Here is a 25,371-nt window from a genome sequence, read left to right on the forward strand (position 1 = left end):
TGTTACAAGGCAATCAAGATTCGTGTTTCAGCGGAAAATAGCGGCCAATATCGTGGTTTTTTGGGTAGGTGAAATTAATTTCACTTTGGCATGATGCGATATGAATCCATGATTTTATGGAAACATCTAGAAAGAGATGTAAGAAATTCCCCGAAATGATATTCTGTATCTCGATGATTTTGGTCGAGGTGGGTTTGCCACGCCGATGACGCGCTGCGCGTTTCATGACTGCGCGTTTCATGCTGTCTGAGCGGCTGCGGATTCAGGATATCCGGAACACCAGCACGTTCCGCCTGACGATCATGTTCGGGCTGGTGTTCACGATCGGCGTCGCCGTCCTGCTGGGTGTGATCTACGGCCTGTCTGCGCGCGAGCTCACTCTCCGCAGCGACCGGATCTTGCGGCTGGAGGCGCTGATGCTCGAAGCCGCTCCGCCGGGCAGCCTCCCCGATCTCATTCGCAACGAAATCGCGCGGAGTGCCAGCGGGCAGAATTATTTCGAGCTGCGCTCCGATACCGGCGATCGGGTCGTCGGCAATATCGAGGTGTCGGAGGATCTGCCGCTCGATCGGCCCGTCGAGATCGCGCCCGGCCATGGTCTCGACGTGCCGATCCGCCTGCTCGCGGTGCGCACCCGTTCGGAAGAGACGCTGTTCGTTGGGCGGGACATCAGCGTGGTGCTGGATCTCCGCAACCGGGTTCTCACCATCCTGGTCGGCAGCGGCCTCGCCACCGCGATCGCCGTGCTGATCAGCGGCATCCTGCTCAGCCTGGCGCCGTTGCGGCGGGTGCGGGACATGCAGCAGGCAAGCCGCAGCATTGCCGCCGGCAATCTCGATATGCGGATGCCGCTGATGGGGCGGGGCGACGAACTCGATCTCTTCGCGGGCACGGTCAACACCATGGTCGAGGAGGTCGGCCGGGTGATCGCGCAGGTCAAAGGCGTGACCGATGCGATCGCCCATGATCTGCGCACGCCGCTCACCCGGGTCCGCAGCCAGCTCTATCGTGCCCATCAGGTGCCTGGGATCGTCTCTCCCGCCACGGCGATGATCGAGGCGGCCACCGTCGATCTCGATATCGTGCTCGATCGCTTCGCCGCGCTGCTGCGCATATCGGAACTGGAGGCCGGCAGCGGACGGGCGGGATTCGGGCCGGTCGATCTCGCGCATATCGTGGCGAGCATTCATGATCTCTACGAGCCGCTGGCGGACGAACGGAGCATCGTCTTCGAGGCGGATCATGCGCGGCTGGATCAGGTGCTGGGCGACGACAAGCTGCTGTTCGAGGCGGTGAGCAATCTGGTCGATAATGCGATCAAGTTCACGCCGATCGGGGGGCGGGTGGGCATTGCGCTGCGCGACGATGGCCATGGCCCGGTGATCGAGGTCCGCGACGATGGGCCGGGCCTGGCGGAGGACGAGAAGCATGCGGTGCTGCGGCGCTTCCATCGCGGCGCCGCGGCGGTGGATGTTCCGGGTAGCGGGCTGGGCCTGAGCATCGTCTCGGCGATCATGCACCTGCACGGCTTTGCGCTCGATTTCGCCGATGGCGAGCCGGGGTTGATCGCGCGTTTATGCTGCCATGAGAACAGGGGGGCGACGGCCGAGCAGTGAAATTCATTTCACTAGCTACTGCCGCCGAAAAGTTCGATCCGGCAACAGTCGAAGCATATCTCTGCGGTTTAAGCCCCGCCGTCCCATGCGTCGACATCCAGTCTAGACTGTGCTGCCGACCCGCTCGTCGGCGGCCTCCGACCACCGGCGATCTTTCAGCTTGCCGGTGGTCGGTTAGATGCAGGAATGGCCGATGAAGAAAATCATTCCGCTTGCCGCCCTCTCGCTGACGGCGCTCCTCACCTCGCACGCACTGGCCGCCAGCCCGACCGGCATCAGCTTCCGGGAACTGGAATATCAGCAACCGCGTGATCCGCTGCTGCCTGCCGCCCAGTCTTCCGACATCGTCGAGCATACCGCGCCGGCCCGCCTGGCGAACGCCGCTGCCGCGCTGGATGCCGCCATCCCGGTCGGCACGTCGCGTGCCGATGCCGAGGCCATTCTGCGGAAGGCGGGCGCGACCTGCCGCCCGGCCACCGGCACGTCGGAGCGTTGCCGCTATTTCGACGTCAGCACCCGCGATCCTTATGTCGACGCCGTCCGTTGGAACGTCCGCGTCGATTTCGCCGATGATCAGGTCCGCCGCCTGTCGATCGATCGCAGCTGGGTGCGCAGCTGATACGCAGGCGCGGCGCGATGATCGTGCCGCTCTCTTTGCGTGTCGCCATGATTGCTCTATCCGGCAGCTATGGCCCGCATATTGGTGATAGAAGACGATGCTGCCACGGCGCAGGAGATCGTTACCGAACTGACTAGCCACGGCCATCAGGTCGTGCATGTCGACGACGGCCTGGCCGCGCTCGAAAAAGCGACGCGCGAGGCGTTCGATGCCGTCACCCTCGACCGGATGTTGCCCGGCATGGACGGGTTGGCGCTGGTCGAGCGGTTGCGGGAACGGCGCATCCGCGTGCCCGTGCTGATGATCAGCGCGCTCAGCGACGTCGATGATCGCATCGCCGGCCTGCGCGCAGGCGGCGACGATTACATGACCAAGCCCTTCGCCTCGAACGAGATGGCGATGCGGGTCGAGGTGCTGCTCCGCCGCCATCAGCAGCAGGAGCCTTCGGAAAGTGCGATGCTGAAGGTCGGCGGCGTCGAGATCGACCTGATCCGCCGCAAGGTCCAGGTCGATGGCGAGCCCGTCCGGCTGCTCCACATGGAATTCCGCCTGCTCGAATTCCTCGCCCGCAACGCCGGGGATATCGTCAGTCGGCGGATCATCTTCGAGCAGGTCTGGGGCTATTATTTCGATCCCGGCGCCAACCTGATCAATGTCCATATCGCGCGGCTGCGCAAGAAACTGGACCGGCCGGGCAAGCCCTCCGCCATCGCCACCGTGAAAGGCGAGGGCTATCGCCTCGATGCGATCTGAGCGGCTCCACTTTCCGGATATCCGCAATACGAGCACGTTCCGGCTGACCTTGCTGCTCGGGTTGGTGACGATGGTGGGCCTGGTCGCGCTGGTCGGGCTGATCTACGGGCTCTCGGTGCGGGAACTGAACGCGCGAACCGACGGAATCCTGCGTATCCAGAGCAAGCGGCTGATGGCGGCCACGCCGGCCGATCTGCCCGGCAACATCCAGACGATGATCACGGACGGCACGCCCGGCCTCAACTATTTCGGCCTGCTCGCGCCCGATGGGGCCCGGATCATCGGGCCGCTGGGCGATGTGCCCGGGCTCCGCGATGGTCGCTTCCAGGAAGTGGCGGCGGTGCCCGGCGTGCATGGGCCCATCCGTATGCTCGCGACGCGAACGCCCTGGGGCGAGACGATCCTGGTCGGTCGCGACATCACGCCGATCGTCGATCTGCGCGAACGGGTGACGGAGGAGCTTCTGCTCAGCGGCGTCGTCGTCGCGGCGCTCACCCTCATATCGGGCATCGCGCTGAGCCTGGCGCCGCTGCGCCGCGTCGATGCGCTCCAGCGTTCGGCGCAGGAGATCGCGGCCGGCGATCTGGACAAGCGGATGCCGATCATGGGCCGGGGTGACGAGCTCGATCTCTTCGCCGGCACCGTCAACACGATGGTCGAAGAGGTCAGCCGGGTCGTCTCGCAGGTCAAGGCGGTGACGGATGCGGTCGCCCATGATCTGCGCACGCCGCTGACCCGGGTTCGCACCCAGCTCTATCGCGCCAGCCGGGAAGCCGGTGCCGATGCGTCGCTGGTGGGGCGGATCGAACTGGCGATCGCCGATCTCGACACCGTGCTGGAACGATTCGCGGCGCTGCTCCGCATTTCCGAGCTGGAGGCGCGCAGCCGGCGCGCCGGCTTCGGCGACGTCGCGCTCCCTCGGCTGATCGGCGCGATCATGAGCCTGTACGAGCCGCTGGCCGAGGAGCGCGGCATCGCGCTCTCGGTCGACAGCCTGCATGGCGGCAGCGTGTATGGCGACGAAAAGCTGCTGTTCGAGGCGATCGGCAATCTCGTCGACAATGCCATCAAGTTCGCGCCCGTCGGCGGCCATGTCTCCCTGTCGCTGAGGCAGGAGAATGCCCATGTCATCATCGAAGTAAGGGACGATGGCCCCGGCATTCCGCTGGAGCATCACAAGTCCGTGCTCCGCCGCTTCGACCGGGGTGATGCGGCGGCGGAAGTGGAGGGGACAGGACTGGGCCTGAGCGTCGTGGCGGCGATATTGCACCTGCACAAATTTGAGCTGGAATTTGCCGATGCTATGCCCGGCTTGATTGCCAGGATCATGGCGCCGCACCCATAATCTGCCGCAATCCCGGTGAAATTCATTTCACTAGCCGCTGCCGTCGTACAAGGCGATGGGAGACGGAGCCGATGATGCGTTGCGGCAAGCCGTTCGGGCACCGCAATGATCATACGCTCCGTAAAGCCGGGATGGCCATGCTTCAGCTCGTTAAACTCGCCCTCAGCAAGCCTTATACCTTCGTCGTTCTCGCAATTCTCATCCTGCTGTCGGGATCGATAGCGTGGGAAGAGACGCCGACGGATATTTTCCCCGATATCAAGATTCCCGTGATCGCGGCGATCTGGACGTATAACGGCCTGCCGCCGACGGACATGGCCGGCCGGATTGTGGGCTATTACGAGCGATCATTGCCGTCCACGGTCAACAATATCGAGCATATCGAAAGCCAGTCGCTGAACGGCGTCGGCGTGGTGAAGATCTTCTTCCAGCCGGGCACCGATATCCGCACTGCCTCCGCGCAGGTGACGGCGATGTCGCAGACCGTGCTGAAGCAGATGCCGCCCGGCATCACCCCTCCGCAGATTCTCAACTACAGCGCCTCGACGGTGCCGATCCTCCAGCTCGCTCTGTCGTCCAAGACGCTGACGGAAGCGCAGATCTTCGATTACGGCAACCAGACGATCAAGCCGGCCCTCTCCACCGTCGCCGGCGCCGCCCTGCCGACGCCTTATGGCGGTCGCCAGCGCCAGATCCAGATCGATCTCAATCCGGCGGCGTTGCAGGCGCTCCATCTCTCGGCCGTGGATGTCGGCAACGCGCTCGCCGCGCAGAATCAGATCGTGCCGGCCGGCACGACGAAGATCGGCGAGTATGAGTATGATTTCACGCTCAACAACGCCCCGAAGGTGGTCGAGCAGCTCAACAACCTGCCGATCAGGACCGTCAACGGCGCCACCGTCTACATGCGCGACGTCGCCCAGGTGCGCGACGGATCGCCGCCGCAGACCAATGTGGTGCGCGTCGATGGCCGCCGTGCGGTGCTGATGTCGCTGCTGAAGAGCGGCAGCACGTCGACGATCGATATCGTCAACGGCGCCCGCGCGATGCTGCCCAAGCTGCAGCAGACCTTGCCGGCCTCGCTGCATATCCAGCCGCTGTCCGATCAGTCCCTGTTCGTGAAGGCCTCGGTCGCCGGCGTGATCCGGGAAGGCGTCATCGCCGCCGCGCTGACGTCGCTGATGATCCTGCTGTTCCTCGGCTCATGGCGGTCGACGGTGATCATCGCGGCGTCGATCCCGCTGGCCATCCTGGCCGCGGTCGCCGCGCTCTCGGCGAGCGGACAGACCCTGAACGTGATGACCCTGGGCGGCCTCGCTCTGGCGGTCGGCATCCTCGTCGACGACGCGACCGTGACGATCGAGAACATCAACTACCATCTCGAAAACGGCAAGAGCGTCCGCGATGCGATCCTGGACGGCGCGCAGCAGATCGTCGGCCCGGCGTTCGTGTCGCTGCTGTGCATCTGTATCGCGTTCGTGCCGATGTTCTTCCTGCCGGGCGTCGCGGGCTTCCTGTTCGCGCCGATGGCGATGGCGGTGGTGTTCGCGATGATCGCCAGCTTCATCCTGTCGCGCACCCTGGTGCCGACGATGGGCAACTATCTGCTGCGCGATCATGCCACCGAGCACAGCGCCGAGATCATGCGGATGCATGACGCCGGTGCGGGCCGTCCGAACACGCGCAATCCGTTCCGCCTGTTCCAGCATGGCTTCGAGAAGCGCTTCGAGCAGGTGCGCGCTTATTATGTCCAGATCCTCGCCTTCGCCCTGGCACGTCGACGCGTGTTCGTGCCGGCTTTCCTGGGCGTGGTGCTGATCTCCTTCGCGCTGGTGCCGCTGCTGGGCCGCAACTTTTTCCCGGAGATCGATTCCGGCCAGATCGACATGCACGTCCGCGCGCCGGTCGGCACCCGGATCGAAGAGACCACCGCGTTGTTCGATCATGTCGAGGATCGGGTGCGCGGGATCATACCGCCGGACGAGATCAGCACGATCGTCGACAATATCGGCCTGCCGGTCTCGGGCATCAACATCGCCTATTCGAACAATGGCACGATCGGGCCGCAGGATGGCGACATCCTGATCACGCTGAAGGAAGGCCACAAGCCGACCGCCGCATATGTGCAGGCGCTGCGCAAGGCGTTGCCGGACGATTTCCCCGGCAGCAGCTTCGCGTTCCTGCCGGCCGATATCGTCAGCCAGATCCTGAACTTCGGCGCGCCCGCCCCGATCGACGTGCAGGTCTCCGGCCCGGATGCCGAGGGCGGCAAGCGCTATGCGCAGGAACTCGCCGCCAAGATGGCCCGTGTCGCCGGCCTCGCCGACGTCCGCGTCCAGCAGGCGACCAACTATCCGGACCTCTCGTTCGATGTGGATCGCGCGCGCGCCGATCGGATCGGCATCACCGAGAACGACGTCACCCGTGGCGTCTCGACCAGCCTTGCCGGCAGCTTCCAGATCGCGCCGACCTTCTGGCTCAACCCGAAGAACAGCGTGTCCTATCCGGTCGTGATCCAGGCGCCGCAATATCGGACCGACTCGATCACGGCGATGGACAATCTGCCGATCACCGGTGCGTCCGATGGCGCCTCGCAGGTTCTCGGCGGCCTCGGTACGCTGCATCGCGGGCTCATCCCGGCGGTGGTCTCCCACTATGCGATCAAGCCGGTGTTCGATGTGTTCGCCACCCCGCAGGGTCGTGATCTCGGTGCCGTCGCGGGAGATATCCAGACGATCATCAAGCAGACCGCGCATGATCTGCCGAAGGGATCGACGATCATCGTGCGCGGCCAGGTGGAGACGATGAACACCGCCTTCACCGGCCTGATCCTCGGCCTGCTCGGCGCGATCGCGCTGATCTACCTGCTGATCGTGGTGAACTTCCAGAGCTGGACCGATCCGGCGGTGATCGTCTCGGCGCTGCCGGCCGCGCTCGCCGGCATCGTCTGGATGCTGTTCGCCACCCATACGCCCCTGTCCGTGCCCGCCCTCACCGGCGCGATCATGTGCATGGGCGTGGCGACCGCCAACTCGGTGCTGGTCGTCAGCTTCTGCCGCGAACGGCTGGCGGAGACCGGGGATGCCCTCCTCGCCGCCGCCGAAGCGGGGTCCACCCGTTTCCGCCCCGTCCTCATGACCGCGCTCGCGATGATCATCGGCATGGCACCGATGGCGCTCGGGCTCGGTGAGGGCGGCGAGCAGAATGCGCCGCTCGGCCGCGCCGTCATCGGCGGCCTGATCTGCGCGACGATCGCCACCCTCGTTTTCGTGCCGGTCGTCTTCTCGATCGCCCACCGCAAGGATCGGCGTGCAGCCGCTCCATCCCCCGACATGCCCGAAGGAGGGCTGGTCTATGCAGAGTAACACCATGGGCAACGAACCCGCCACCGATCCCGCAGCGCCCAAAGGGCTGAAGGTCGCCGGCATCGTCGCCGTCCTCGTTGCCGCCGGTGTCGTCACCGCCGGCGTGATCAGCCGCTCCGGGGACGCGCATGCGGCGCAGAACTGGGCCGATGCACGGGCGGTGCCGTCGATCCATCTGATCGGCGTGATGCCATCCGCCATGACCGACGGGCTGACCCTGCCGGGCACGATGCAGGCGTGGAACGGCGCCAAGCTCTATGCCCGCGTCGGCGGCTATGTGCAGGCCTGGTACAAGGATATCGGCGCCGACGTGCCGGCCGGCGCCGCGCTCGGCCTGATCGAGACGCCCGAGCTCGATCAGCAGATCGCCCAGGCCCGGGCCGATCTGGACAGTGCCCGCGCCAATGCCAGTCTCGCCAAGAGCACGGCGGCCCGCTGGAACGACCTGCTGCAGAGCGCGTCCGTCTCCAAGCAGGAAGCCGACGAGAAGAATGGCGATCTGGCCGCGAAGAACGCTGCCGTCGAAGGGGCATCGGCCAATCTCAACCGCCTGCTCGCGCAAAAGGCCTATGCCACCGTCCGTGCGCCGTTCGCGGGCGTGGTGACGGCGCGCAACGCCGATATCGGCGATCTCGTCGGGCCGGGTGCCAGCAGCACCCAGCTGCCGATGTTCGCCGTCGCCGATGTCCACCGCATCCGCCTCTATGTGAATGTGCCGCAAAGCTATTCGGCGGCGATGAAGCCGGGCCTCGATGCGTCGCTGACGGTGCCGGATTATCCGGGCCGCACCTTCGATGCGAAGGTGGCCGGCACCTCGGGCTCGATCGACTCGCAGAGCGGCACCCTCCAGGTCCAGCTCGTCGCCAACAATCCTGGCGAGGTGTTGAAGCCCGGCGGCTATGCGCAGGTCCGCTTCGACGTGCCCGGCCAGCCCGGCACCGTGACCATCCCGTCCAGCGCGCTGATCTTCCGCGCCGCGGGCACGCAGGTGGCGATGCTGGGGGCAGGGGATCACATCATCATGCAGTCGGTCACGGTCGGTCGTGATCTGGGCAGCAAGGTGCAGGTGACATCCGGCCTGCGGGCCAACGACAAGATCGTCGACAGTCCGCCGGATTCGATCGAGCAGGGCGAACTGGTCCGGGTCGGGCAGACCCATGGCTGATCGCCGCTCCCTTGCGGGATGGCCCCTCGCGGGTTTGATCCCGCTGGCATCGCTGGCGGGGTGTTCCTTCGCGCCGCATTACCAGCCGCCGGTAACGGTGGCTCCGGTGGCCTATCAGGAAGCCGGGCCATGGGCCCCCGCCGCCCCGGCCGATCTTTCGCAGGCCGGGGACTGGTGGACCGCGTTCGGCGACCGGACGCTCGATGGCCTCGAGCAGAAGATCGGACGCGACAACCCGACGCTCGCCGGCGCGCTGGCGCGCTACGACCAGGCGACCGGCTATCTCAAGGAAGCACGCTCCGGCCTGTTCCCGCATATCGGCGTCGGCGCCGATATCGAGCGCAACCGCCAATCCGACAATCGGCCGCTGCGCGGTTCGAGCCAGCCGGACTATTATTCCGCCGATACCGCCGACGGCGAGGCCGGCTACGAGCTGGATCTGTGGGGCAGGGTGCGCAATTCGGTCGCGGCCGGCAAGGCCGAGACCCAGGCGAGCGCCGACGATCTCGCCGATATCCGGCTGAGCCTCGAAGCGCAGCTGGCCACCAGCTATATCGCGCTGCGCGGCCTCGATCGGCAGAGCGACCTGCTGTCCGCCACCGTCGATGCCTTCGCCAAGGCCGATGCGATGACCCGCCGCAGGTTCGCCGGCGGTATCGCGACCGGGATCGAGACCGGCCAGTCCGGCGCCGAACTCGCCGAGGCGCAGGCACAGCTCGCCGACGTGCAGAATGCCCGTGCGCTCACCCAACATGCGATCGCCAGCCTGGTCGGCACGCCGGCCTCGAGCTTCTCGATCGCGTCCGCTCCCGTCGATCTGACGATCCCGGTCGTGCCCATCGGCCTGCCGTCGACGCTGCTTCAGAGGCGCCCGGATGTGGCCGCCGCCGAACGGCGCATGTATGCCGCCAACCGAGAGATCGGCGTCGCCAAGGCGGCCTTCTTCCCGTCGATTTCGCTGAGCGGGCAGGGTGGTTTCCAGAGTGCCGGGCTGCCGGGGCTGTTCACCGCTCCCAATATCTTCTGGTCGGTCGGCCCGAGCGCCGTGCTCAACCTGTTCGATGGCGGGCGGCGTCGCGGGCAACTCGCGGTGACGCGGGCCGCCTGGGCGCAGGCGACCTCCAACTATCGCGGCGATGTGCTGAAGGCGTTCCAGGATGTCGAGGACGGCCTGTCCCAGCTCCACCATCTCGGCGACGAGGCGGCGGCGGAAGATCGCGCCGTGCAGCAGGCATCGCAGGTCGAGCATCTCTCGCTCAACCGCTATGTGAAGGGCGCGGTCGACTATCTCGACGTCGTCACCGCGCAGACGACGGCCCTGCGCGTGCGGCGCCAGGCGATCGCGCTGGACACGCAGCGCCTGCAGGCGAGCGTCTCCCTGATCCGCGCCGTCGGCGGTGGCTGGCAGGAGCCGGCGTCTTCCGCCACGGCGATGGCGACCCCTTCGGCGGCGCCACACTCGTGATCGCGTCGATCATCGAGAGGCGATGACGGCGAAAGCGGCAGGCGCCGTCGCTGCCATGCTCTGCATGGTGGTCACGCCGCTGAAGGCGGCGCCGATCCGGCCCGTGCCCCCATGGCAGGAACTGGAGGCCGATTATGCCCGCGATCACGGCGTAGGCGGCGCGCAAGCGGAGATGCTGCGTGCGATTCCGATCGGCACGCCGCTATCGCAAGCCCATGCGATGCTGGCCGAGGCCGGTGCCGATTGCCGCCCGGATCGCCCTGCGCGGGGCATGGAGCGGTGCCTCGTCCATCGATATTCGTTGGCGGACGGTGCGGCCGACGATGTCCGCTGGACGATCCGTCTCGGCATGGCGTCGGGCGCCGTGTCGTCGATCTCGCTCGATCGTTACGTCGATCGGCACGGGCCCGGCTGAGCATTCCAGACGCAGGCAGGTGTTCGTCCGCGCTCCAGGGTGCGAAGCCTATCGTCTCCCGTGGCCGCTTCCTCTATCCCCGATCTCCTGCGATCGTTCGAGGGACCAGCCGTCGTGGCGAAGAAACATTATCTGACCGCCACCCTGCCGGACGGCTATGTGAAGACGATCGGCCCGACGGCGAGCCCCTTCACCCATTATTGGCGGATCGTCGCGACGCTCGGCAACGGCAAGACCGAGGTGTTCTGGGGCCATGTCAAATCGCTGGCGGAAGCGAAGAAGAAACGAAGCGCCGCGGCCGATGCCGCCCGCAATCGCGGCTGGAGCGACTATGCCTTCGAGATTGCCGAACTGGTGAAGTCCGACGGCTAGGCTGGATCGACGTTCATCGGATCAGGCTAGGTCCGTGCCTAGAGCGATCGTCATCCTGAACTTGTTTCAGGATCCCAGCGAAGCTTGGCGCTGAGCGCCCGGAGGAGGCGGGATGCTGAAACAAGTTCAGCATGACGGTTTGAAACGAAACGCTCACCCATACGATCGGCCCGGTCAGTGGGGCGGAAGAGGCTCTTCGCGGATCGCATCGACCCGGTCGGGATAGAAAGCGAGATGGTCGCGAATCTCCGCGACGGCATCGTGGGGATGCTCGTAGCTCCAGATCGCGTTGGTCGATCGGATGCCGCCTGCGGGCACGCTGAAATAAGCGGCGTCACCCTTATAAGGGCAGTGGCTCGCATGGTCGGTGCGTTCGAGCGCCGCCATCTCGACATCGGCGCGCGGGAGATAGTGGACCGGCGGATAGTGCGCTTCGCGCAGCGTCAGGGCATGGCGGGAGTCGGCGATGACCTGGCCGCCGATGGTCACGACGATCCGATGCGTCGCCGGCGCGATCGATATGGGATGATCGGGGCCGGGAATGAGGATCAGCTTGTCGGCCATGGCGGGTTCCTTCGCGAAGACCCGCCATATCGTGTCGGCGATCAGCAAATGCCAGGGCCGCCGGAAACGCGATCAGGCGGTCGGCATGAACGTCATCGCCACGCCGTTCATGCAATAGCGCAGGCCGGTCGGCTTGGGGCCGTCGTCGAAGACATGGCCGAGATGGCCGGCGCAGCGCGCGCAATGCACCTCGATCCGCTCCTCGCCGAGCGACGTGTCGGAGCGTTCGGCGATCGCCTTGGGAAGATGATCGTAGAAGCTCGGCCAGCCGGTGCCGCTGTCGAACTTGGTCGCCGATGCGAACAAAGGCAGCGCGCAGCCGGCGCAGGCGAACACGCCCTTGCGATGCTCGGCGTTGAGCGGGCTGGTATAGGGAAATTCGGTCGAGGCCTCGCGCAGCACCTTGTATGCCTGCGGCGACAGTCGCTTGCGCCACTCGGCATCGCTGAGCTTGAAGGCGGCCGGCGTTGCGGCGATGGCGGCGGCATCGCCCTGGCCCAGCCATCGCCATGCGACGGCGGCCACGGCGGCGGAGGCACCCAGGCCGAGCAGGGTGCGGCGATCGGGGGAGGCGAAGTGGGTCATGTCCCAGATACGGTGGCCATGCGATCGGGGTTACGCATGACCGAATTTTCATGGGATTTTCGTGAAGCCCTTCTCCCGAAATCGCGTCCGGCCCTGTTTTCGGGCACAAATCGACGCTCGCGCGTTGGTGCCGCAACTGGAATAGGGAGGGAGGCCGGATGTTCCGCATTCTCATCGGCAGTATCGTGGGCGGCTTGGCCCAATTCATCTTCGGATTCATCTTCTGGGGCACGCCGCTGGCGAGCCTCGCCTACACCGTCGCGCCCGACGCGCAGAGTGCTGCCGTGCAGACCGCGCTGGCGCAGAACCTCACCGCGACGGGGACGGGCAGCTATTACATTCCCTGGCCCGACAGCGCGCAGGGCACGATCCTGCACGGCCGCGGCCCGGTGGCGCTGATCTTCTTCAACACCCACGGCTTCCCGCAGATACTGACCTCCTCGCTGGTCAGCGGGCTGGTCATCTCGATATTGTCGATGCTGCTGATCGGGCTGGCGCTCCATGCGATCGCCGATCGGGTGACGGATTTCGCCAGCCGCGCCAAGATCGTGGTGCTCGCCGGTCTCGCGACGACCATCTACTTCGTCCTCGGCCAGCCGACCTATAATTTCTACATGCCGTGGGGCTATTGGATCTATCTGGCGATCTCGCTGATCATCGGCTTCGTTGCCGGCGGTCTGGTGCTGGCGCGCTGGTTCGTGCCCTACGCCGCACCGCGCGTGGTGGTGACGGACAGCACCATCCACTGATACCGATCCGTTCGTGCCGCCTGGCACGAACGGATCACTTCTGCGTCAGAGCAGCGCCAAGAACCGCGCGGCCGCGCGGAAATCGCGGCGCTTGTCGGCGCGGGCGGCGATCGCGAAATCATCCTCGCCCCATTGTTCGGCCTGCCAGATCTCGTCGAGCTCGGCCGCCTGCCAGGTCGCCTCCTCGGTCATTGCGCCCTCGGCCAGCGCCAGCGCGAGGACCAGCGAGCCGGACAATGTGACCAGCGGCGACAGCCCGGCGAGCTGGAAGGCATCGCGGGCAGCGACGGCGGCCGCCAGCCGCTTCACCGTTTCGGCGGGCTGGTCGACATGCGCGATTCCGGCGGTGACCGCGAAATCCACATCGTAGCGAGCCCGCGCCCAATCGAGAGGCGGATCCCACGATTCGCCCTGCACGGCGATGAGTTCGGTCGGATGGCCGGCGCGATAGCAGAGCAGGTCGGCCTCGGCATAGCGCGCCAGGCCTTTGGCGAAGGCGGCCGTATCGGGTGCGATCCGGTCGATCGCGGCATTGGCGAGGCCGGTCAGCGGCATGGTGTGCGGATCGATCACGCCGTCCACCGCACGCCATTCCTCGGCGATGGCGGTGGCGAGCGACGGATTGGGCAGCAGCAGATCGGCCCGCGCGGGCGTCTTGAGCGCGCGGCCGTCGAGCCGGATGCCCAGGCCTTCGCCGAGCGGCGCGACGGTCACGTCTTTCCAGAAGCGCTTGGCGGCGATCATCGCGGCGTGCGCCACCGGCGTGCGAGGATCTTGGGCACGGCCATCATCTCGACCAGACCGACGACGAACAGCACTCCGCCGAAACCATAAGCGCCGCCCAGGCTGCCGCCGAGGATCATCCACAGCCCGAGCAGCATCAGCACCGCGCCGCCCGCCCGCAACCCGATCAGGATGGCGAAGCGATCGCGCGCTTGCTTGTCGGGATCGGGGGTCATGCGCTCTGGTTCATGCAGACTGGCGGCGCGCAGAGCGCGGGCAGGTCGGACGGATGCAGCGCCACCGCATCGGCCTGTTCGGCGACGAGTTCGGCGGGATCATGATAGCCCCACGCCACGCCGATCGCGCGGACGCCGGCATTGTGCGCCATGATGATATCGTAGCTGGTGTCGCCGATCATCACCGTGGTGGCGGGCTCCGCGCCCACATCTGCCATCGCTGCCTCGATCATCGAGGGATGCGGCTTGGACGGGTGGCGATCGGCGGTCTGGAGGGTGACGAAGCGCTGGAATAGCCCGTGATGCTCCAGCACCAGCCGCAGCCCGCGATCGGACTTGCCGGTGGCGACACCGAGCAGCCAGCCATCGGCCTCCATCGCGTCGAGCACCTCCGGTATGCCGTCATAGAGTTGCTCTTCGACCAGCCCGTCGGCCCGCATCCGCTGGAAGCAGGCCTTATAGGCGTCGGCCAGCGCATCATGATCGGCCTCTGGCGCCAGCACCTGCATCGCCTGCGGCAGGCTCAGGCCGACGATCCGCCGGATATCCGCGCGCGTCGGCGCGATCAGGCCGGCCTCGCCGAAGCAGGCCTCCATCGCGGTGCAGATATTGGCCTGGCTATCGACCAGCGTGCCGTCGCAGTCGAAGATCGCGAGCTTCATGCGCGATCGCGCCGTCCCCGCCGCTCTCCCTTGCGTTCCTTGCGGCGATCCTTCGCGGCGTGGGCGGCCGCGCGGCGCTTGCCCTCCGGCGTCTCGCTGAACTTCACGTCGTCGAGCGGCAGCGCATCCGCCTCGGCGGTGTCGAAGCCGAGATGGGCGAGGCTCTCGGCGAAGTGGGTCGGCAGTTCGGCGCGCTGGTCGATCTGGCCGCCATCGGGATGATCGATGCGGATGCGGCGCGCATGGAGGTGCATCTTGCGCGAGATGCCGCCGGTCAGGAACGCTTCCGGGCCGCCATATTTGCCGTCGCCGACGATCGGGTGGCCGATCGCCGCCATATGGACGCGCAGCTGGTGGGTGCGGCCGGTGAGCGGGTGCAGTTCCACGAAGGCGGCGCGGTTGCCGGCGCGCTCGATCACGCGATAGCGGGTGCGCGAGGGCGAGCCCTCCTTCTCGTCGACATACATCTTCTCGCCGCCGGTGCCGGGCTGCTTGGCGATCGCGAGATCGATCAGCCCCTCCTCGATCGAGGGCACGCCGGCGATGATCGCCCAATAGACCTTCCGCGCCGTCCGGCTCGAGAAGCTCTTGGCGAAGAAGGCGGCCGCCCGCGCATTGCGCGCGACCAGCAGCGCGCCCGACGTATCCTTGTCGAGCCGGTGGACCAGCTTGGGCCGCCCCTCGCTCTCAAATTCCAGCGCATCGAGCAGACCGTCGACATGGCGATCGGTCTTGGTGCCGCCCTGGGTGGCGAGGCCGGGCGGCTTGTTGAGCACCAGCGCCGCCGCATCCTTGTAGATGACCAGGCTCTGCGCGAACTCGGTCTCGTCGTCGCTGAGCTGCGGGCGCTCCCTCTTCGCGGGCTTGGCCTTGTCGGCGGTCGGCGCCTCCAGCGGAGGGACGCGGATGATCTGGCCCATCTCGATGCGGTCGCCGGGCTGGGCGCGCTTGCCGTCGACGCGCAGCTGGCCGGTGCGCGCCCAGCGCGACACGACGTTGAAGCTGGCGTCCGGGAGATGGCGCTTGAACCAGCGATCGAGGCGGATGCCGTCGTCGTCGGCCGCGACCTTGAACTGGCGGACGTCTTCGGTGATCGGTGTCTTGCTCATGCGGTGGCTCCCACCCGTGCGAGTGCGAGGCCGGCGAACAGCAGCAGGATTGCGCCGATCGCCGATGTGGTGACGTAGAGGAGGGCGGTGGCCCAGTCGCCGCGCTGGATCATCGTCGCGGCCTCCAGGCTGAAGGTGGAGAAAGTGGTATAGCCGCCGAGCACGCCGACGCCGAGCAGCAGCCGCCAGCTTTCGCCGGACGCCGGCATGAAGCGCGCCAGCGTGCCGGCGAGCAGCCCCATCAGCAGGCCGCCGCTCAGATTGATGAACCAGGTGCCCCACGGGAAGCCTGGCCCCATCAGGGCGAGCGACATGCGGCCGATCTGATAACGGAGGCCGGAACCCAGGGCACCGCCGATCATGACGAAAAGAAGTGGCATGGAAGGCGCCTTACCGGCGGGCGTCATCGCATGCCAGCGAAAGCTTGGGGGAGGAGGCTGGCGGGAATGGGGGAGGAGCGATCGGGCCCGAGCTCTCTCCCGCCTTGGCGGGAGAGGGCTTCACGCGACGGCAGCGTTTGGGGCGGGAGCAGTCATTCCATTTTTACGTCATCCCGGACTTGATCCGGGATCCCGCTTCTTCTGCGTTCGGCCGAAATTCAAGGAGCTGGACCCCGGATCAGGTCCGGGGTGACGAGATATGGCGAAGGGGCGGCTCTTGGGGCGATAGCTGCCACCCGGTCGTCGCGATCAGGCCACGCCGCGGTGGCCGCGCGACACTCAGCCGCCGTGGGTCCAGATATAGTCGACCGGGGTCTCGCCGCCCACGGGCGGCCCGATGATGATGTAATAGGCGCTGTCGCCCTTGTCGCCGGCGAGGTTCCAGTCGCCGCCCTTGTCGTCGCGGCCGACGGAATAGCCTGCCGCCTTGGCCTTGGCGGCATACCAGCCGAGCACCTGCCCGCGATCGCCGGCCACGGTGAAGCTCACCACGCGCGCCGCGCAGCCGCCGTCATGGCCCGCCGCTTCCTGCAAGCGGGCGGACGGGTGCATCGGCAGATCGGCCGGCAATTGCGCGGCCCAGTCGTTGGAATAGGCCAGCCCGCCGAGACAGCCGGTGCCGCCCGTGCTGGCCAGTTCGGCACCGTCGGGGCCGCCGGCCTCGGTGACGGCCGGCATCGCGGGCTGGCCGTGGCGCTGGCGATCGGCGATCTGCGCGAGGCTGACGGGGGCGGCGCGGTCGCCCGGCTGATGCCGGCCGGCCTTGGCGGGATCGACCTGGATCGCAGCCGCCAGCGCCTTGTTGGCGGGCGTCTCGGCGACGACCGCGCCGTTGACGAGCTGCGCGTCCATCGCATCGAGACTGTTGGCGGCCGGTTTCGCCTTCTGGCAGCCGGCGAGCAGCGACAGCGCGCCCAGAGCGGCGAGCGTGGTGGTGGAGCATCCCCTGATCATGGGTTCTTTCTAGCCTATCGCCGCCCGACCTGCCGCAACCGCGTGATCGCGCCTGTCCCGAAATGGCGCTGGGCCTCAGCCCAAGAACAGCCCCGCGATCACCATCAGCAGACCGGCCGTCGCCGCCATCCAGATGACGGTGCGCAGCACCGGCACGCCCATCGCATAGAGCGGCAGGTAGATCAGTCGGCCGATGAAATAGAGGTGCGCGCCGATCGTCGTCCAGATGTCGAGCCGTCCGGTGGCGACGGCGGCCAGCACTGCGCCGCCCAGAACAGGTTCACGATCGCGAGCAGCAGGGTGAAGCCGAGCAGGGCGATCTCGATCGGCAGGCCGGCCAACGTCGGATGATGGTGCATGGCGGCTCCTCAGCGGCCGGTGACAATGAAGCGACCGCTGCTGCCGCCCGAGGCGGGCGCGATCTGGAGCGCGAAATGGGTGGGGCCGTGGCCGCCTTCGCGCTTGATCGCCTCGAACTGCGCCTCGCCGGTGGTGGGCACCGCGTCCCAGCCATTCCGGCGCGCCTGCGTCTTGTACCAGCTGACCACCTTGTCGGGCGTATCGGGGGCGGTGAAGGCCATCGTCACGTCGCCCGCGCTGTCATTATCGGCCCCGTCGCGATTCTGCGCCGAGATATTCACGCCGCTGATCTCGGTGCCGGGGAACATCGGCATGTCCTCGATCCTGGTATCGTCGCCGATGTGGAAATCGGGCAGCTTCACCTTGGCGGCCAGGCCCGGCACGTTGATCGACAGGCCCTGCTGGCCGTTGCCGATCGCCGGATCGCCTTCGTTGCTGCCGATGGTGATGCTGGCATTCTCGCCATGATCGCCATGGGCTTTCACGTTGCAGCCGGACAAGGCGAACACCGATCCGACTAGCAGGGCGAGCGGAACGGAGCGTGCGATGTTGACGGGCATGAAACGGCTTCTCCGTTGGTGTATTATCACAATACTACACCAGGTCATGGGTTGAGAAAAGAGCCACCCGATACAGACGGAATCACGACCGCTCAGCCTTCAACGCGGATTAGTTGTCGGATGTTTCAGATCGGCGGTGAAAATATTTCACCGCCGAAACGCTGGCGCAAGGCGCGGGGGGGACAAGTCTGCTCAAGCCGGCGGCGCTTTCAACTTTCCCCCCGGGAGTGCCGCCGGTCACCAAAAGGGCGCGCCATGCGAATGGCGCGCCCTTTTTCGATCCGGGGACCGGCTTCGGCAATAGGGGAACGACGCGACCGGCGGTTCGGGCCGCGGTCGCCGACGACAGCATCGCTATCGCCGGCGTTCGGTCATTCCGCCGCGACGCCGGCGCGCGAGAACATGTCGCCCTCGTCGCTCTCGCGGGGATCTTCATTGGCGGCTGGCGTGTTCGCGGCCTTGCGGCGATCGAACGAATCCCACACCTCGCCCCAGTTGCCGCGCGTCGCCGCCTTCGAATATTCGGTGGCCCGCGTCTCGAAGAAATTGGCGTGCTCGACGCCGTTGAGCATCGGCGGCAGCCACGGCAGCGGATGCTCCTCGATCATGTAGATCGGCTTCATGCCGAGTTGTCCCAGCCGCCAGTCGGCGGTGTAGCGGACATATTTCTTGATGTCCTTGGGGGTCATGCCGTTGACCGGCCCCATCTCGAAGACGAGATCGATGAACGCATCCTCGATCCGTACCGTCTTCTGGCACATGTCCATGATGTCGTCGCGCACCGCCGGCGTCAGGCACTGGCGTTCCTCGCAGAAGGCGTGGAACAGCTTGATGATGCCCTCGCAATGCAGCGTCTCGTCGCGGATCGACCAGGTGACGATCTGCCCCATGCCCTTCATCTTGTTGAAGCGCGGGAAGTTCATCAGCATCGCGAAGCTGGCGAACAGCTGGAGGCCCTCGGTGAAGCCGCCGAACATGGCGAGCGTGCGCGCGATGTCCTCGTCGGTATCGACGCCGAAGGTGGCGAGATAGTCGTGCTTGTCCTTCATCTCCTTATATTGGAGGAAGGCCGAATATTCGCTCTCGGGCATGCCGATCGTGTCGAGCAGATGGCTGTAGGCGGCGATATGCACCGTCTCCATGTTGCTGAACGCGGTCAGCATCATCTTGATCTCGGTGGGCTTGAACACCCGGCCATATTTCTCGTGGTAGCAATCCTGCACCTCGACGTCCGCCTGGGTGAAGAAGCGGAAGATCTGGGTCAGCAGGTTGCGCTCGTGATCGCTGAGCTTCTGCGCCCAATCGCGGCAATCCTCGCCGAGCGGCACCTCCTCGGGCAGCCAGTGCAGCTGCTGCTGACGCTTCCAATATTCGAACGCCCAGGGATATTCGAACGGCTTATAGGTTTTGGAGGCATCGAGGAGAGGCATGGGCTGGGCTCCGGTACTTAATAGGAGAAGGGGATCGAGGGGGCGCCGATGGTCACCATCCGCCCGCCCTGTCGAAATGCGATGATGAATGCCGCGGCCCGGCGACGGATCCGGCCGAACCGCCATCTGGCCGGTCGCGGCTGGCACAGGATAGCGGGCGGGTGGCTCCGGTCATGGCCGTGCGTCCTTCGTGGCGACGGAAGCCTGCGCGCATAATGCGGGTATCCGCGCAGTGCCGACGCGAGGCCTGGTGAAGATCATGCCGCTGTTCACTCCCTGACCGGGCTGCGCCCGGCTGCCTGCCACATGCTGCACCTGCCACATTCCACATGGCCCGCCTGGTCTGAGCGAAATCGAAGGGGCGACGCATCGGATGGTCGTGGCACTTCGATTTCGCTCAACGCGGGCGGAGGATCCGCGTTCGGATCACTGGCAGGCGAGGCACTCGTCGTAATCGGTCTCTTCCACGTCGACCTGCTTCAGCACGATCGTGTTGTCCGCCTCGACGCCGCCTGCGAAGCCGGCGCGCTGCACCGACTTGGAGCGCAGATAGTAGAGCGACTTGATGCCCAGCTCCCATGCGCGGAAGTGCAGCATCAGCAGATCCCACTTCTCGACGTCGGCGGGGATGAACAGGTTCAGCGACTGCGCCTGGTCGATATAGGGCGTGCGATCGGCGGCGAGCTCGATCAGCCAGCGCTGGTCGATCTCGAAGCTGGTCTTGTAGCAGTCCTTCTCGTCCAGGGTGAGGAAGTCGAGATGCTGCACCGATCCACCCTTTTCGAGGATGCTGTTCCAGACCGCTTCGCTGTCCTTGCTCTTGCCGGCGAGCAGCTTCTGCAAATAGGGATTCTTCACCGAGAAGGAGCCCGACAGCGTCTTGTGGGTGTAGATGTTGGCCGGGATCGGCTCGATGCAGGCCGAGGTGCCGCCGCAGATGATCGAGATCGATGCGGTCGGCGCGATCGCCATCTTGCAGCTGAACCGCTCCATCACGCCCTGATCGGCGGCATCCGGGCACGGCCCGCGCTCATGCGCCAGCAGCATCGAGGCCTCGTCCGCCTTGCCGCGGATGTGGCGGAACATCTTGATGTTCCAGCTCTTCGCCATCGCACCTTCGAAGGCGAGGCCGCGCGCCTGGAGGAAGCTGTGGAAGCCCATCACGCCGAGACCGACCGAACGCTCGCGCGCCGCCGAATATTTGGCGCGCGCCATGCTGTCCTCGGCACGCTCGATGAAATCGGTCAGCACATTGTCGAGGAAGCGCATCACGTCCTCGATGAAGCGCGGATGATCGTGCCACTGGTCCCAGGTCTCGGCGTTGAGCGAGGACAGGCAGCAGACCGCGGTGCGCTCGACGCCATGCTGATCCTTGCCGGTCGGCAGGGTGATTTCCGAGCAGAGGTTCGAGGTCGAGACCTTGAGGCCCACGTCGCGCTGGAACTTGGGCATGGTGCGGTTCACCGTATCGGCGAACACGATATAGGGCTCGCCGGTGCGCAGCCGCGTTTCGACCAGCTTCTGGAACAGGCCGCGTGCGTTGAGCATCGAACGAACCGATCCGTCCTTCGGTGAGCGCAGCGCGAAATCCCCGTCGTCGCGCACCGCTTCCATGAACTCGTCGGTGAGCAGCACGCCATGGTGCAGGTTGAGCGCCTTGCGGTTGAAATCGCCGGTGGTCGTGCGAATTTCGAGGAACTCCTCGATCTCGGGATGCGAGACGTCGAGATAGCAGGCGGCCGAACCACGGCGCAGCGAGCCCTGCGAGATGGCCAGCGTCAGCGAATCCATCACGCGGACGAACGGGATGATGCCGGAGGTCTTGCCGTTGAGGCCGACCGGCTCGCCGATGCCGCGGACATTGCCCCAATAGGTGCCGATGCCGCCGCCGCGCGAGGCGAGCCAGACATTCTCGTTCCAGGTGTCGACGATGCCTTCCAGGCTGTCCGGCACCGAATTGAGGAAGCAGGAGATGGGCAGGCCGCGCCCGGTGCCGCCGTTGGACAGCACCGGCGTCGCCGGCATGAACCAGAGCTGCGAGATATAGTCATAGAGCCGCTGGGCGTGATCGGCGTCGTCGGCATAAGCGGACGCCACGCGCACGAACAAATCCTGATAGGTCTCGCCGGGCAGCAGATAGCGATCGTTCAGCGTCTCCTTGCCGAAATCGGTGAGGAGCGCGTCGCGGCTGTGATCGACTTCCACCGGATAGGGCGCCTTCAGCGGGCCGTGCTTGGTGGCGGTCGCCCCGGCAGCCGTATCGGCGCGGGGGGTGTCGAGGGTGGTGGCGTCGCTCATGCTCGTCTCGCTGCCCGAAAGGTCCATTGCTCGTCCGTCCCGTTCTCAATTCGTTCGACTCGGGGCAACGGCCCCGAATATAGCACCATGGGGCATCAAGACGAGTCTGTTCTCCGTTCGTCCCATCTGTGAAATGGGCCGCCCGTTCCGGGATTCAAGCTTTTGAACCCGGTGTTTTCGCTCGATCTTGTGTCAGCCCCCTAGGCTCGACACTAGGGATAGTGCCGAAGCGGGACTCGGGCCGCAAGAGCCATAATTTGGTGTGAGGGGAAGTTTGGAGTCTTGACGTGGATTCGGAAGCCCGATTTCCGGCGCGTCGCGGCCCGCAAGGAATCTGTGGATGAATCCGGGTTAACCACGATCGGCGCCAAGCCGTTTACCATGCGCGCTGAATCGAATCCGATGTGCAGGCGAGAGTCACGGAAAGTCTAAACGGCGTTCCTGCCAAAGGCGGGGACGATCGCCCGCTGTCCGCCGGCAAAGGGGCGAGGGAGCAGGGGCAAGAGGGCAGGAGGAACCGCAACGGGGAAGCGCGGTCTCGCGCTCCCCCGGCAGGATGGTCAGGCTTCGTCTTCCGGAAAGTCGGCGGCGAGCGAGACGGCGCGCAGGCCCTCAATCTCCGCCAGACGTTCGGTCATGCGCTTGGTCACCGCCTCATAGCCGAACTTGCCGAGCACGAGATGGCGGGGCGCATCGGGCTTCAGCGCAATGTCGATCATCGTCTGCGCGGCGCGCACCGGATCGCCGGGCTGGGCGCCGCTATAGCCGCTGGTATCGGCCATGCGCTTCGCCGCCGTCTCCGCATAATCGGGGATATGGCTCTGGGTCTGTTCGAGCGACCGGCCGGCCCAATCGGTGCGGAACGGCCCCGGCTCGACGCAGGTGACCTGGATGCCGAGCGGCGACACTTCGAGCTTGAGCGCATCCGACCAGCCTTCGATCGCGTGCTTGGTCGCCGAATAATAGCCCGAGCTGGCGAAGCCGATCAGGCCGCCGACCGAAGTGATGTTGATGACATGGCCGCTCTTCTGGCGGCGCATGATCGGCAGCACCGCGCGGGTGAGCGCGAACAGGCCGAAGACATTGGCGTCGAACTGGGCACGGATGCGCGGCTCCTCGCCTTCCTCGACGCTGCTCTGATAGCCGTAGCCGGCATTGTTCACGAGGATGTCGATGCGGCCGAAATGGGTTTCGGCGGCTTCCACGGCGGCATTGATCTGGCCCTGATCGGTGACGTCGAGGTCGAGCGCCAGCGCGCGATCGGGGGCGATCGCGGCGAGATCGGCGATGCGATCGCGGCCGCGCGCGGTGATCACGGCGCGCTGGCCCTGCTCGAGCACGAGCCGCGCGAGTTCGCGGCCGAAGCCGGTCGAGCAACCGGAGATGAACCAGACGGGGGTGTCGTCGGACATGGAAACCTCATCGGAAAAGGGGTGGCGTTCAATCGCGCGAAGGGCGGCGTCGTTCCCTGGAACGGGTCGACATTCGATGGGGATGCAGGGCTCCTGCGAAAGCAGGAGCCCAGATGAAGCAGCCGCCGCGCCCGAAGCCCTGGGCTCCTGCTTTCGCAGGAGCACAAAACCTAGCCTTTGATTTCGCCCGCGATCGTGGGGATCAGTTCGGCGACGGTCGGGTGGATGTGGACGGTGCGGCGGAGCGTCGCGGCGGTCGCGCCGAGCTGCATCATGTCGAGGATCGAATGGATCGCCTCGTCGCCGCCCGGCCCCAGGATCGCGCCGCCGAGGATGCGATCGCTGTCGGCATCGACCACGATCTTCATCAGGCCCAGCGCCTCGCCCTTCTCGACCGCGCGGCCGACGCGGCTCATCGCCCGCTGCCCGACCTTGATGCGATGGCCCTTCGCGCGGGCCTCGGCCTCGCTCATGCCGCAGCGGCCGAGCGGCGGATCGACGAACAGCCCGTAGCAGGGCACCCGATCTGTCACCTTGCGATCGGCGCCGTCGAGCATGTTCTCGGCGACGATCTCGAAATCATTATAGGCGGTGTGGGTGAAGGCGCCGCGGCCGTTGCAATCGCCCATCGCCCAGATGCCGGGGACGTTGGTGGCCAGCTTGTCGTCGACCTGGATGTATCCCCGCTCGTCTGTCTCGATGCCGGCCGCGTCGAGCCCGAGATCGTCGGTGTTGGGGCGCCGGCCGACGGCGATCAGCACATGGCTGCCGATCACCTGGGGTTCGCCGTTCGCGCAGCTGACCCCGCAGGCGACGCCATCGGGATGCGGGGCGAAGGCGATGCATTCGGCATCGAGGCGGAAGGCGATGCCCTCCTTCTCCAAGATGTCGTGGATCGCCGCCGAGACGTCCTCGTCCTCGCGCGCGATGATGCGCGGGCCTTTCTCGATCACCGTCACCTGCGCACCGAGCCGGCGGAAGCTCTGGGCGAATTCCAGGCCGATATAGGAACCGCCGACCACGATCAGATGGCGCGGCACCGCCTGCAACTGCAGGATCGAGCTGTTGGTGAGCGGGTCGATCGCGTCCACGCCGGGAAAATCGGGGATGCTCGCCCGGCCGCCGACATTGAGGAAGATCAGCGGCGCGGTGATGTCCTCGCCATCCCTCTCGTCGCCGACACGGATGCGATCCGGCCCGGTGAAGCGCGCATGGCCGCGGATCAGGGTGACATGCTCCATGCCCTCCAGCCACGCCTCGTTGCCATGACGGGAATCGCGCACGACCTTCTGCACGCGCGCGAACACCGCCGGCATGTCGATGCCGATCCCGCCCGCGATGGTGACGCCATAGTCGGCGGCGCGGCGGGCGAGGTGGGCGGCGTAGGCGGAGGCGACCAGCGTCTTGGTCGGCTTGCAGCCGGTGTTGACGCAGGTGCCGCCGACGAGATGGCGTTCGACGAGCGCGACGGTCTTGCCGGCATCGTTCAGCCGACCTGCGAGCGCCGGGCCGGCCTGGCCGGCGCCGACGATGATGGCGTCGAAGCGGCGCATCAGAGCCGGCCGACGACCGTCAGGGCGAGCAGGAGCGCGACGGCATCCTCGACCAGCGCCGCCGGCAGATCCTTGACGAAGGCACGGGCGAGATTCGCGCGCGCCGCCGATCCGCCCAGCGTGCCGACCACGGCGCCGACGATGCCGAGCAGCAGGCCCAGCCACCAGATCCCCGCCTGCACACCCACCGCGCCGCCGCACAGCCCGCCGCTGACGATACGCGCGCCGAATTGCGGAGGGGGCTTGCGGCTCGGCGTCTTGGGCAGTTTGTCGCTGACGATCTCGCCGAGCGCGAGCAGTGTGAGGATCGGCGCCGTCCAGCGATAGCCCAGGAAGGCGAGCCAGCTTCCGTCCAGGGTCAGCCAGTGGAGTCGCGCCGCCCAGGCGATGGCGGCGGGCGCCATCATCGTCCTCAATCCGGCGACGATGCCGATGGCGAACGCAAGGCCGTAAAGCATCGGTATCTCCCGGAGGATTCTGTCATGGCCGTTCCGAACGCGCCGATATCCGTGGTCCGCAACGGATCGCCACGATAGCCGATCGATACGGACCTGTCACATCCCCGCATGGCGATCCGGAGAAATGATGCATGGCACAACAATGTCGTTTGACAATATCTGC

The 25,371-nt window shown here is 66.2% G+C and carries 25 protein-coding genes; 10 read left to right on the top strand and 15 right to left on the bottom strand.

Features of this window, described 5'->3' with window-relative positions; translation table 11 throughout:
* Positions 1-224: 224 nt before the first annotated feature.
* From PBT88_RS03810 to PBT88_RS03850, 9 genes are all read left to right on the top strand, one after another.
* Complete coding sequence (locus tag PBT88_RS03810; protein WP_270077909.1) at positions 225-1,616, top strand: sensor histidine kinase; 1,392 nt, start codon at positions 225-227, stop codon at positions 1,614-1,616.
* Between the two features lie 193 nt (positions 1,617-1,809).
* Positions 1,810-2,235: a hypothetical protein gene (locus PBT88_RS03815; protein ID WP_270077910.1), complete on the top strand. Its 426-nt coding sequence runs from the start codon at positions 1,810-1,812 to the stop codon at positions 2,233-2,235.
* A 69-nt stretch (positions 2,236-2,304) separates the two neighbouring features.
* Entirely contained in the window at positions 2,305-2,988 is a 684-nt protein-coding gene (locus tag PBT88_RS03820; protein ID WP_270077911.1) for a response regulator transcription factor, read from the top strand.
* Positions 2,978-4,333, top strand: coding sequence for a sensor histidine kinase (locus PBT88_RS03825; protein WP_270077912.1), 1,356 nt, complete (start codon positions 2,978-2,980; stop codon positions 4,331-4,333). The genes PBT88_RS03820 and PBT88_RS03825 overlap by 11 nt, the downstream gene beginning before the upstream one ends.
* A gap of 137 nt (positions 4,334-4,470) precedes the next feature.
* Positions 4,471-7,698, top strand: a complete 3,228-nt coding sequence (locus PBT88_RS03830; protein ID WP_270077913.1) for an efflux RND transporter permease subunit — start codon at positions 4,471-4,473, stop codon at positions 7,696-7,698.
* Complete coding sequence (locus PBT88_RS03835) at positions 7,688-8,863, top strand: efflux RND transporter periplasmic adaptor subunit (RefSeq protein ID WP_270077914.1); 1,176 nt, start codon at positions 7,688-7,690, stop codon at positions 8,861-8,863. Before PBT88_RS03830 ends, PBT88_RS03835 begins: the two co-directional genes overlap by 11 nt.
* Before the next feature lie 34 nt (positions 8,864-8,897).
* The gene (locus tag PBT88_RS03840) at positions 8,898-10,328 is read left to right on the top strand and encodes an efflux transporter outer membrane subunit (RefSeq protein WP_270077915.1); all 1,431 of its coding nucleotides are present in this window, start codon (positions 8,898-8,900) and stop codon (positions 10,326-10,328) included.
* Positions 10,329-10,350: 22 nt separating this feature from the next.
* Positions 10,351-10,743 carry a hypothetical protein gene (locus tag PBT88_RS03845; protein ID WP_270077916.1) on the top strand — a complete coding sequence of 131 codons (393 nt, stop codon included), beginning with the start codon at positions 10,351-10,353 and terminating at the stop codon, positions 10,741-10,743.
* A gap of 114 nt (positions 10,744-10,857) precedes the next feature.
* A complete protein-coding gene (locus PBT88_RS03850; protein WP_270079164.1) occupies positions 10,858-11,115 on the top strand; it encodes a hypothetical protein in 258 nt (85 codons plus the stop codon).
* Between the two features lie 174 nt (positions 11,116-11,289).
* Here PBT88_RS03850 and PBT88_RS03855 read toward each other — a convergent pair whose 3' ends face one another.
* Together PBT88_RS03855 and msrB are read right to left on the bottom strand one after the other, a co-directional pair.
* Positions 11,290-11,679 carry a DUF427 domain-containing protein gene (locus tag PBT88_RS03855; RefSeq protein ID WP_270077917.1) on the bottom strand — a complete coding sequence of 130 codons (390 nt, stop codon included), beginning with the start codon at positions 11,677-11,679 and terminating at the stop codon, positions 11,290-11,292.
* Positions 11,680-11,751: 72 nt separating this feature from the next.
* Entirely contained in the window at positions 11,752-12,264 is a 513-nt protein-coding gene (gene msrB, locus PBT88_RS03860) for a peptide-methionine (R)-S-oxide reductase MsrB (RefSeq protein ID WP_270077918.1), read from the bottom strand.
* A 158-nt stretch (positions 12,265-12,422) separates the two neighbouring features.
* Here msrB and PBT88_RS03865 point away from each other — a divergent pair, with 158 nt between their 5' ends.
* Positions 12,423-13,013 (top strand): hypothetical protein, encoded by a 591-nt coding sequence (locus PBT88_RS03865; RefSeq protein WP_270077919.1) that lies wholly within the window; start codon positions 12,423-12,425, stop codon positions 13,011-13,013.
* 45 nt (positions 13,014-13,058) lie between these two features.
* Here PBT88_RS03865 and PBT88_RS03870 read toward each other — a convergent pair whose 3' ends face one another.
* The 13 genes from PBT88_RS03870 to PBT88_RS03935 form a co-directional block, all read right to left on the bottom strand.
* Positions 13,059-13,757 (bottom strand): ATP12 family chaperone protein, encoded by a 699-nt coding sequence (locus PBT88_RS03870; RefSeq protein ID WP_270079165.1) that lies wholly within the window; start codon positions 13,755-13,757, stop codon positions 13,059-13,061.
* Positions 13,754-13,972, bottom strand: a complete 219-nt coding sequence (locus PBT88_RS03875) for a hypothetical protein (RefSeq protein WP_270077920.1) — start codon at positions 13,970-13,972, stop codon at positions 13,754-13,756. The genes PBT88_RS03870 and PBT88_RS03875 overlap by 4 nt, the downstream gene beginning before the upstream one ends.
* A complete protein-coding gene (locus PBT88_RS03880) occupies positions 13,969-14,634 on the bottom strand; it encodes an HAD-IA family hydrolase (RefSeq protein ID WP_270077921.1) in 666 nt (221 codons plus the stop codon). The genes PBT88_RS03875 and PBT88_RS03880 overlap by 4 nt, the downstream gene beginning before the upstream one ends.
* The gene (locus PBT88_RS03885; protein ID WP_270077922.1) at positions 14,631-15,743 is read right to left on the bottom strand and encodes an RluA family pseudouridine synthase; all 1,113 of its coding nucleotides are present in this window, start codon (positions 15,741-15,743) and stop codon (positions 14,631-14,633) included. Before PBT88_RS03885 ends, PBT88_RS03880 begins: the two co-directional genes overlap by 4 nt.
* Positions 15,740-16,123: a fluoride efflux transporter CrcB gene (gene crcB / locus PBT88_RS03890; RefSeq protein ID WP_270077923.1), complete on the bottom strand. Its 384-nt coding sequence runs from the start codon at positions 16,121-16,123 to the stop codon at positions 15,740-15,742. The genes PBT88_RS03885 and crcB overlap by 4 nt, the downstream gene beginning before the upstream one ends.
* Positions 16,124-16,462: 339 nt before the next feature.
* Positions 16,463-17,137: a hypothetical protein gene (locus PBT88_RS03895; protein ID WP_270077924.1), complete on the bottom strand. Its 675-nt coding sequence runs from the start codon at positions 17,135-17,137 to the stop codon at positions 16,463-16,465.
* Between the two features lie 75 nt (positions 17,138-17,212).
* Positions 17,213-17,509, bottom strand: a complete 297-nt coding sequence (locus PBT88_RS21015; protein ID WP_326521581.1) for an MAPEG family protein — start codon at positions 17,507-17,509, stop codon at positions 17,213-17,215.
* Positions 17,506-18,057, bottom strand: coding sequence for a hypothetical protein (locus PBT88_RS03910; RefSeq protein WP_270077927.1), 552 nt, complete (start codon positions 18,055-18,057; stop codon positions 17,506-17,508). The genes PBT88_RS21015 and PBT88_RS03910 overlap by 4 nt, the downstream gene beginning before the upstream one ends.
* A 371-nt stretch (positions 18,058-18,428) precedes the next feature.
* A complete protein-coding gene (locus tag PBT88_RS03915) occupies positions 18,429-19,487 on the bottom strand; it encodes a ribonucleotide-diphosphate reductase subunit beta (RefSeq protein WP_270077928.1) in 1,059 nt (352 codons plus the stop codon).
* 426 nt (positions 19,488-19,913) lie between these two features.
* Positions 19,914-21,812, bottom strand: coding sequence for a ribonucleoside-diphosphate reductase subunit alpha (locus PBT88_RS03920; protein WP_270077929.1), 1,899 nt, complete (start codon positions 21,810-21,812; stop codon positions 19,914-19,916).
* A gap of 533 nt (positions 21,813-22,345) precedes the next feature.
* Positions 22,346-23,197: an oxidoreductase gene (locus PBT88_RS03925; RefSeq protein ID WP_270077930.1), complete on the bottom strand. Its 852-nt coding sequence runs from the start codon at positions 23,195-23,197 to the stop codon at positions 22,346-22,348.
* 170 nt (positions 23,198-23,367) lie between these two features.
* A complete protein-coding gene (locus PBT88_RS03930) occupies positions 23,368-24,750 on the bottom strand; it encodes an FAD-containing oxidoreductase (protein ID WP_326521565.1) in 1,383 nt (460 codons plus the stop codon).
* Positions 24,750-25,208, bottom strand: a complete 459-nt coding sequence (locus tag PBT88_RS03935; protein WP_270077931.1) for a DUF4126 family protein — start codon at positions 25,206-25,208, stop codon at positions 24,750-24,752. Before PBT88_RS03935 ends, PBT88_RS03930 begins: the two co-directional genes overlap by 1 nt.
* Positions 25,209-25,371: the final 163 nt, after the last annotated feature.

Source organism: Sphingomonas abietis, from assembly GCF_027625475.1.
Taxonomy (GTDB): Bacteria; Pseudomonadota; Alphaproteobacteria; order Sphingomonadales; family Sphingomonadaceae; genus Solisphingomonas; species Solisphingomonas abietis.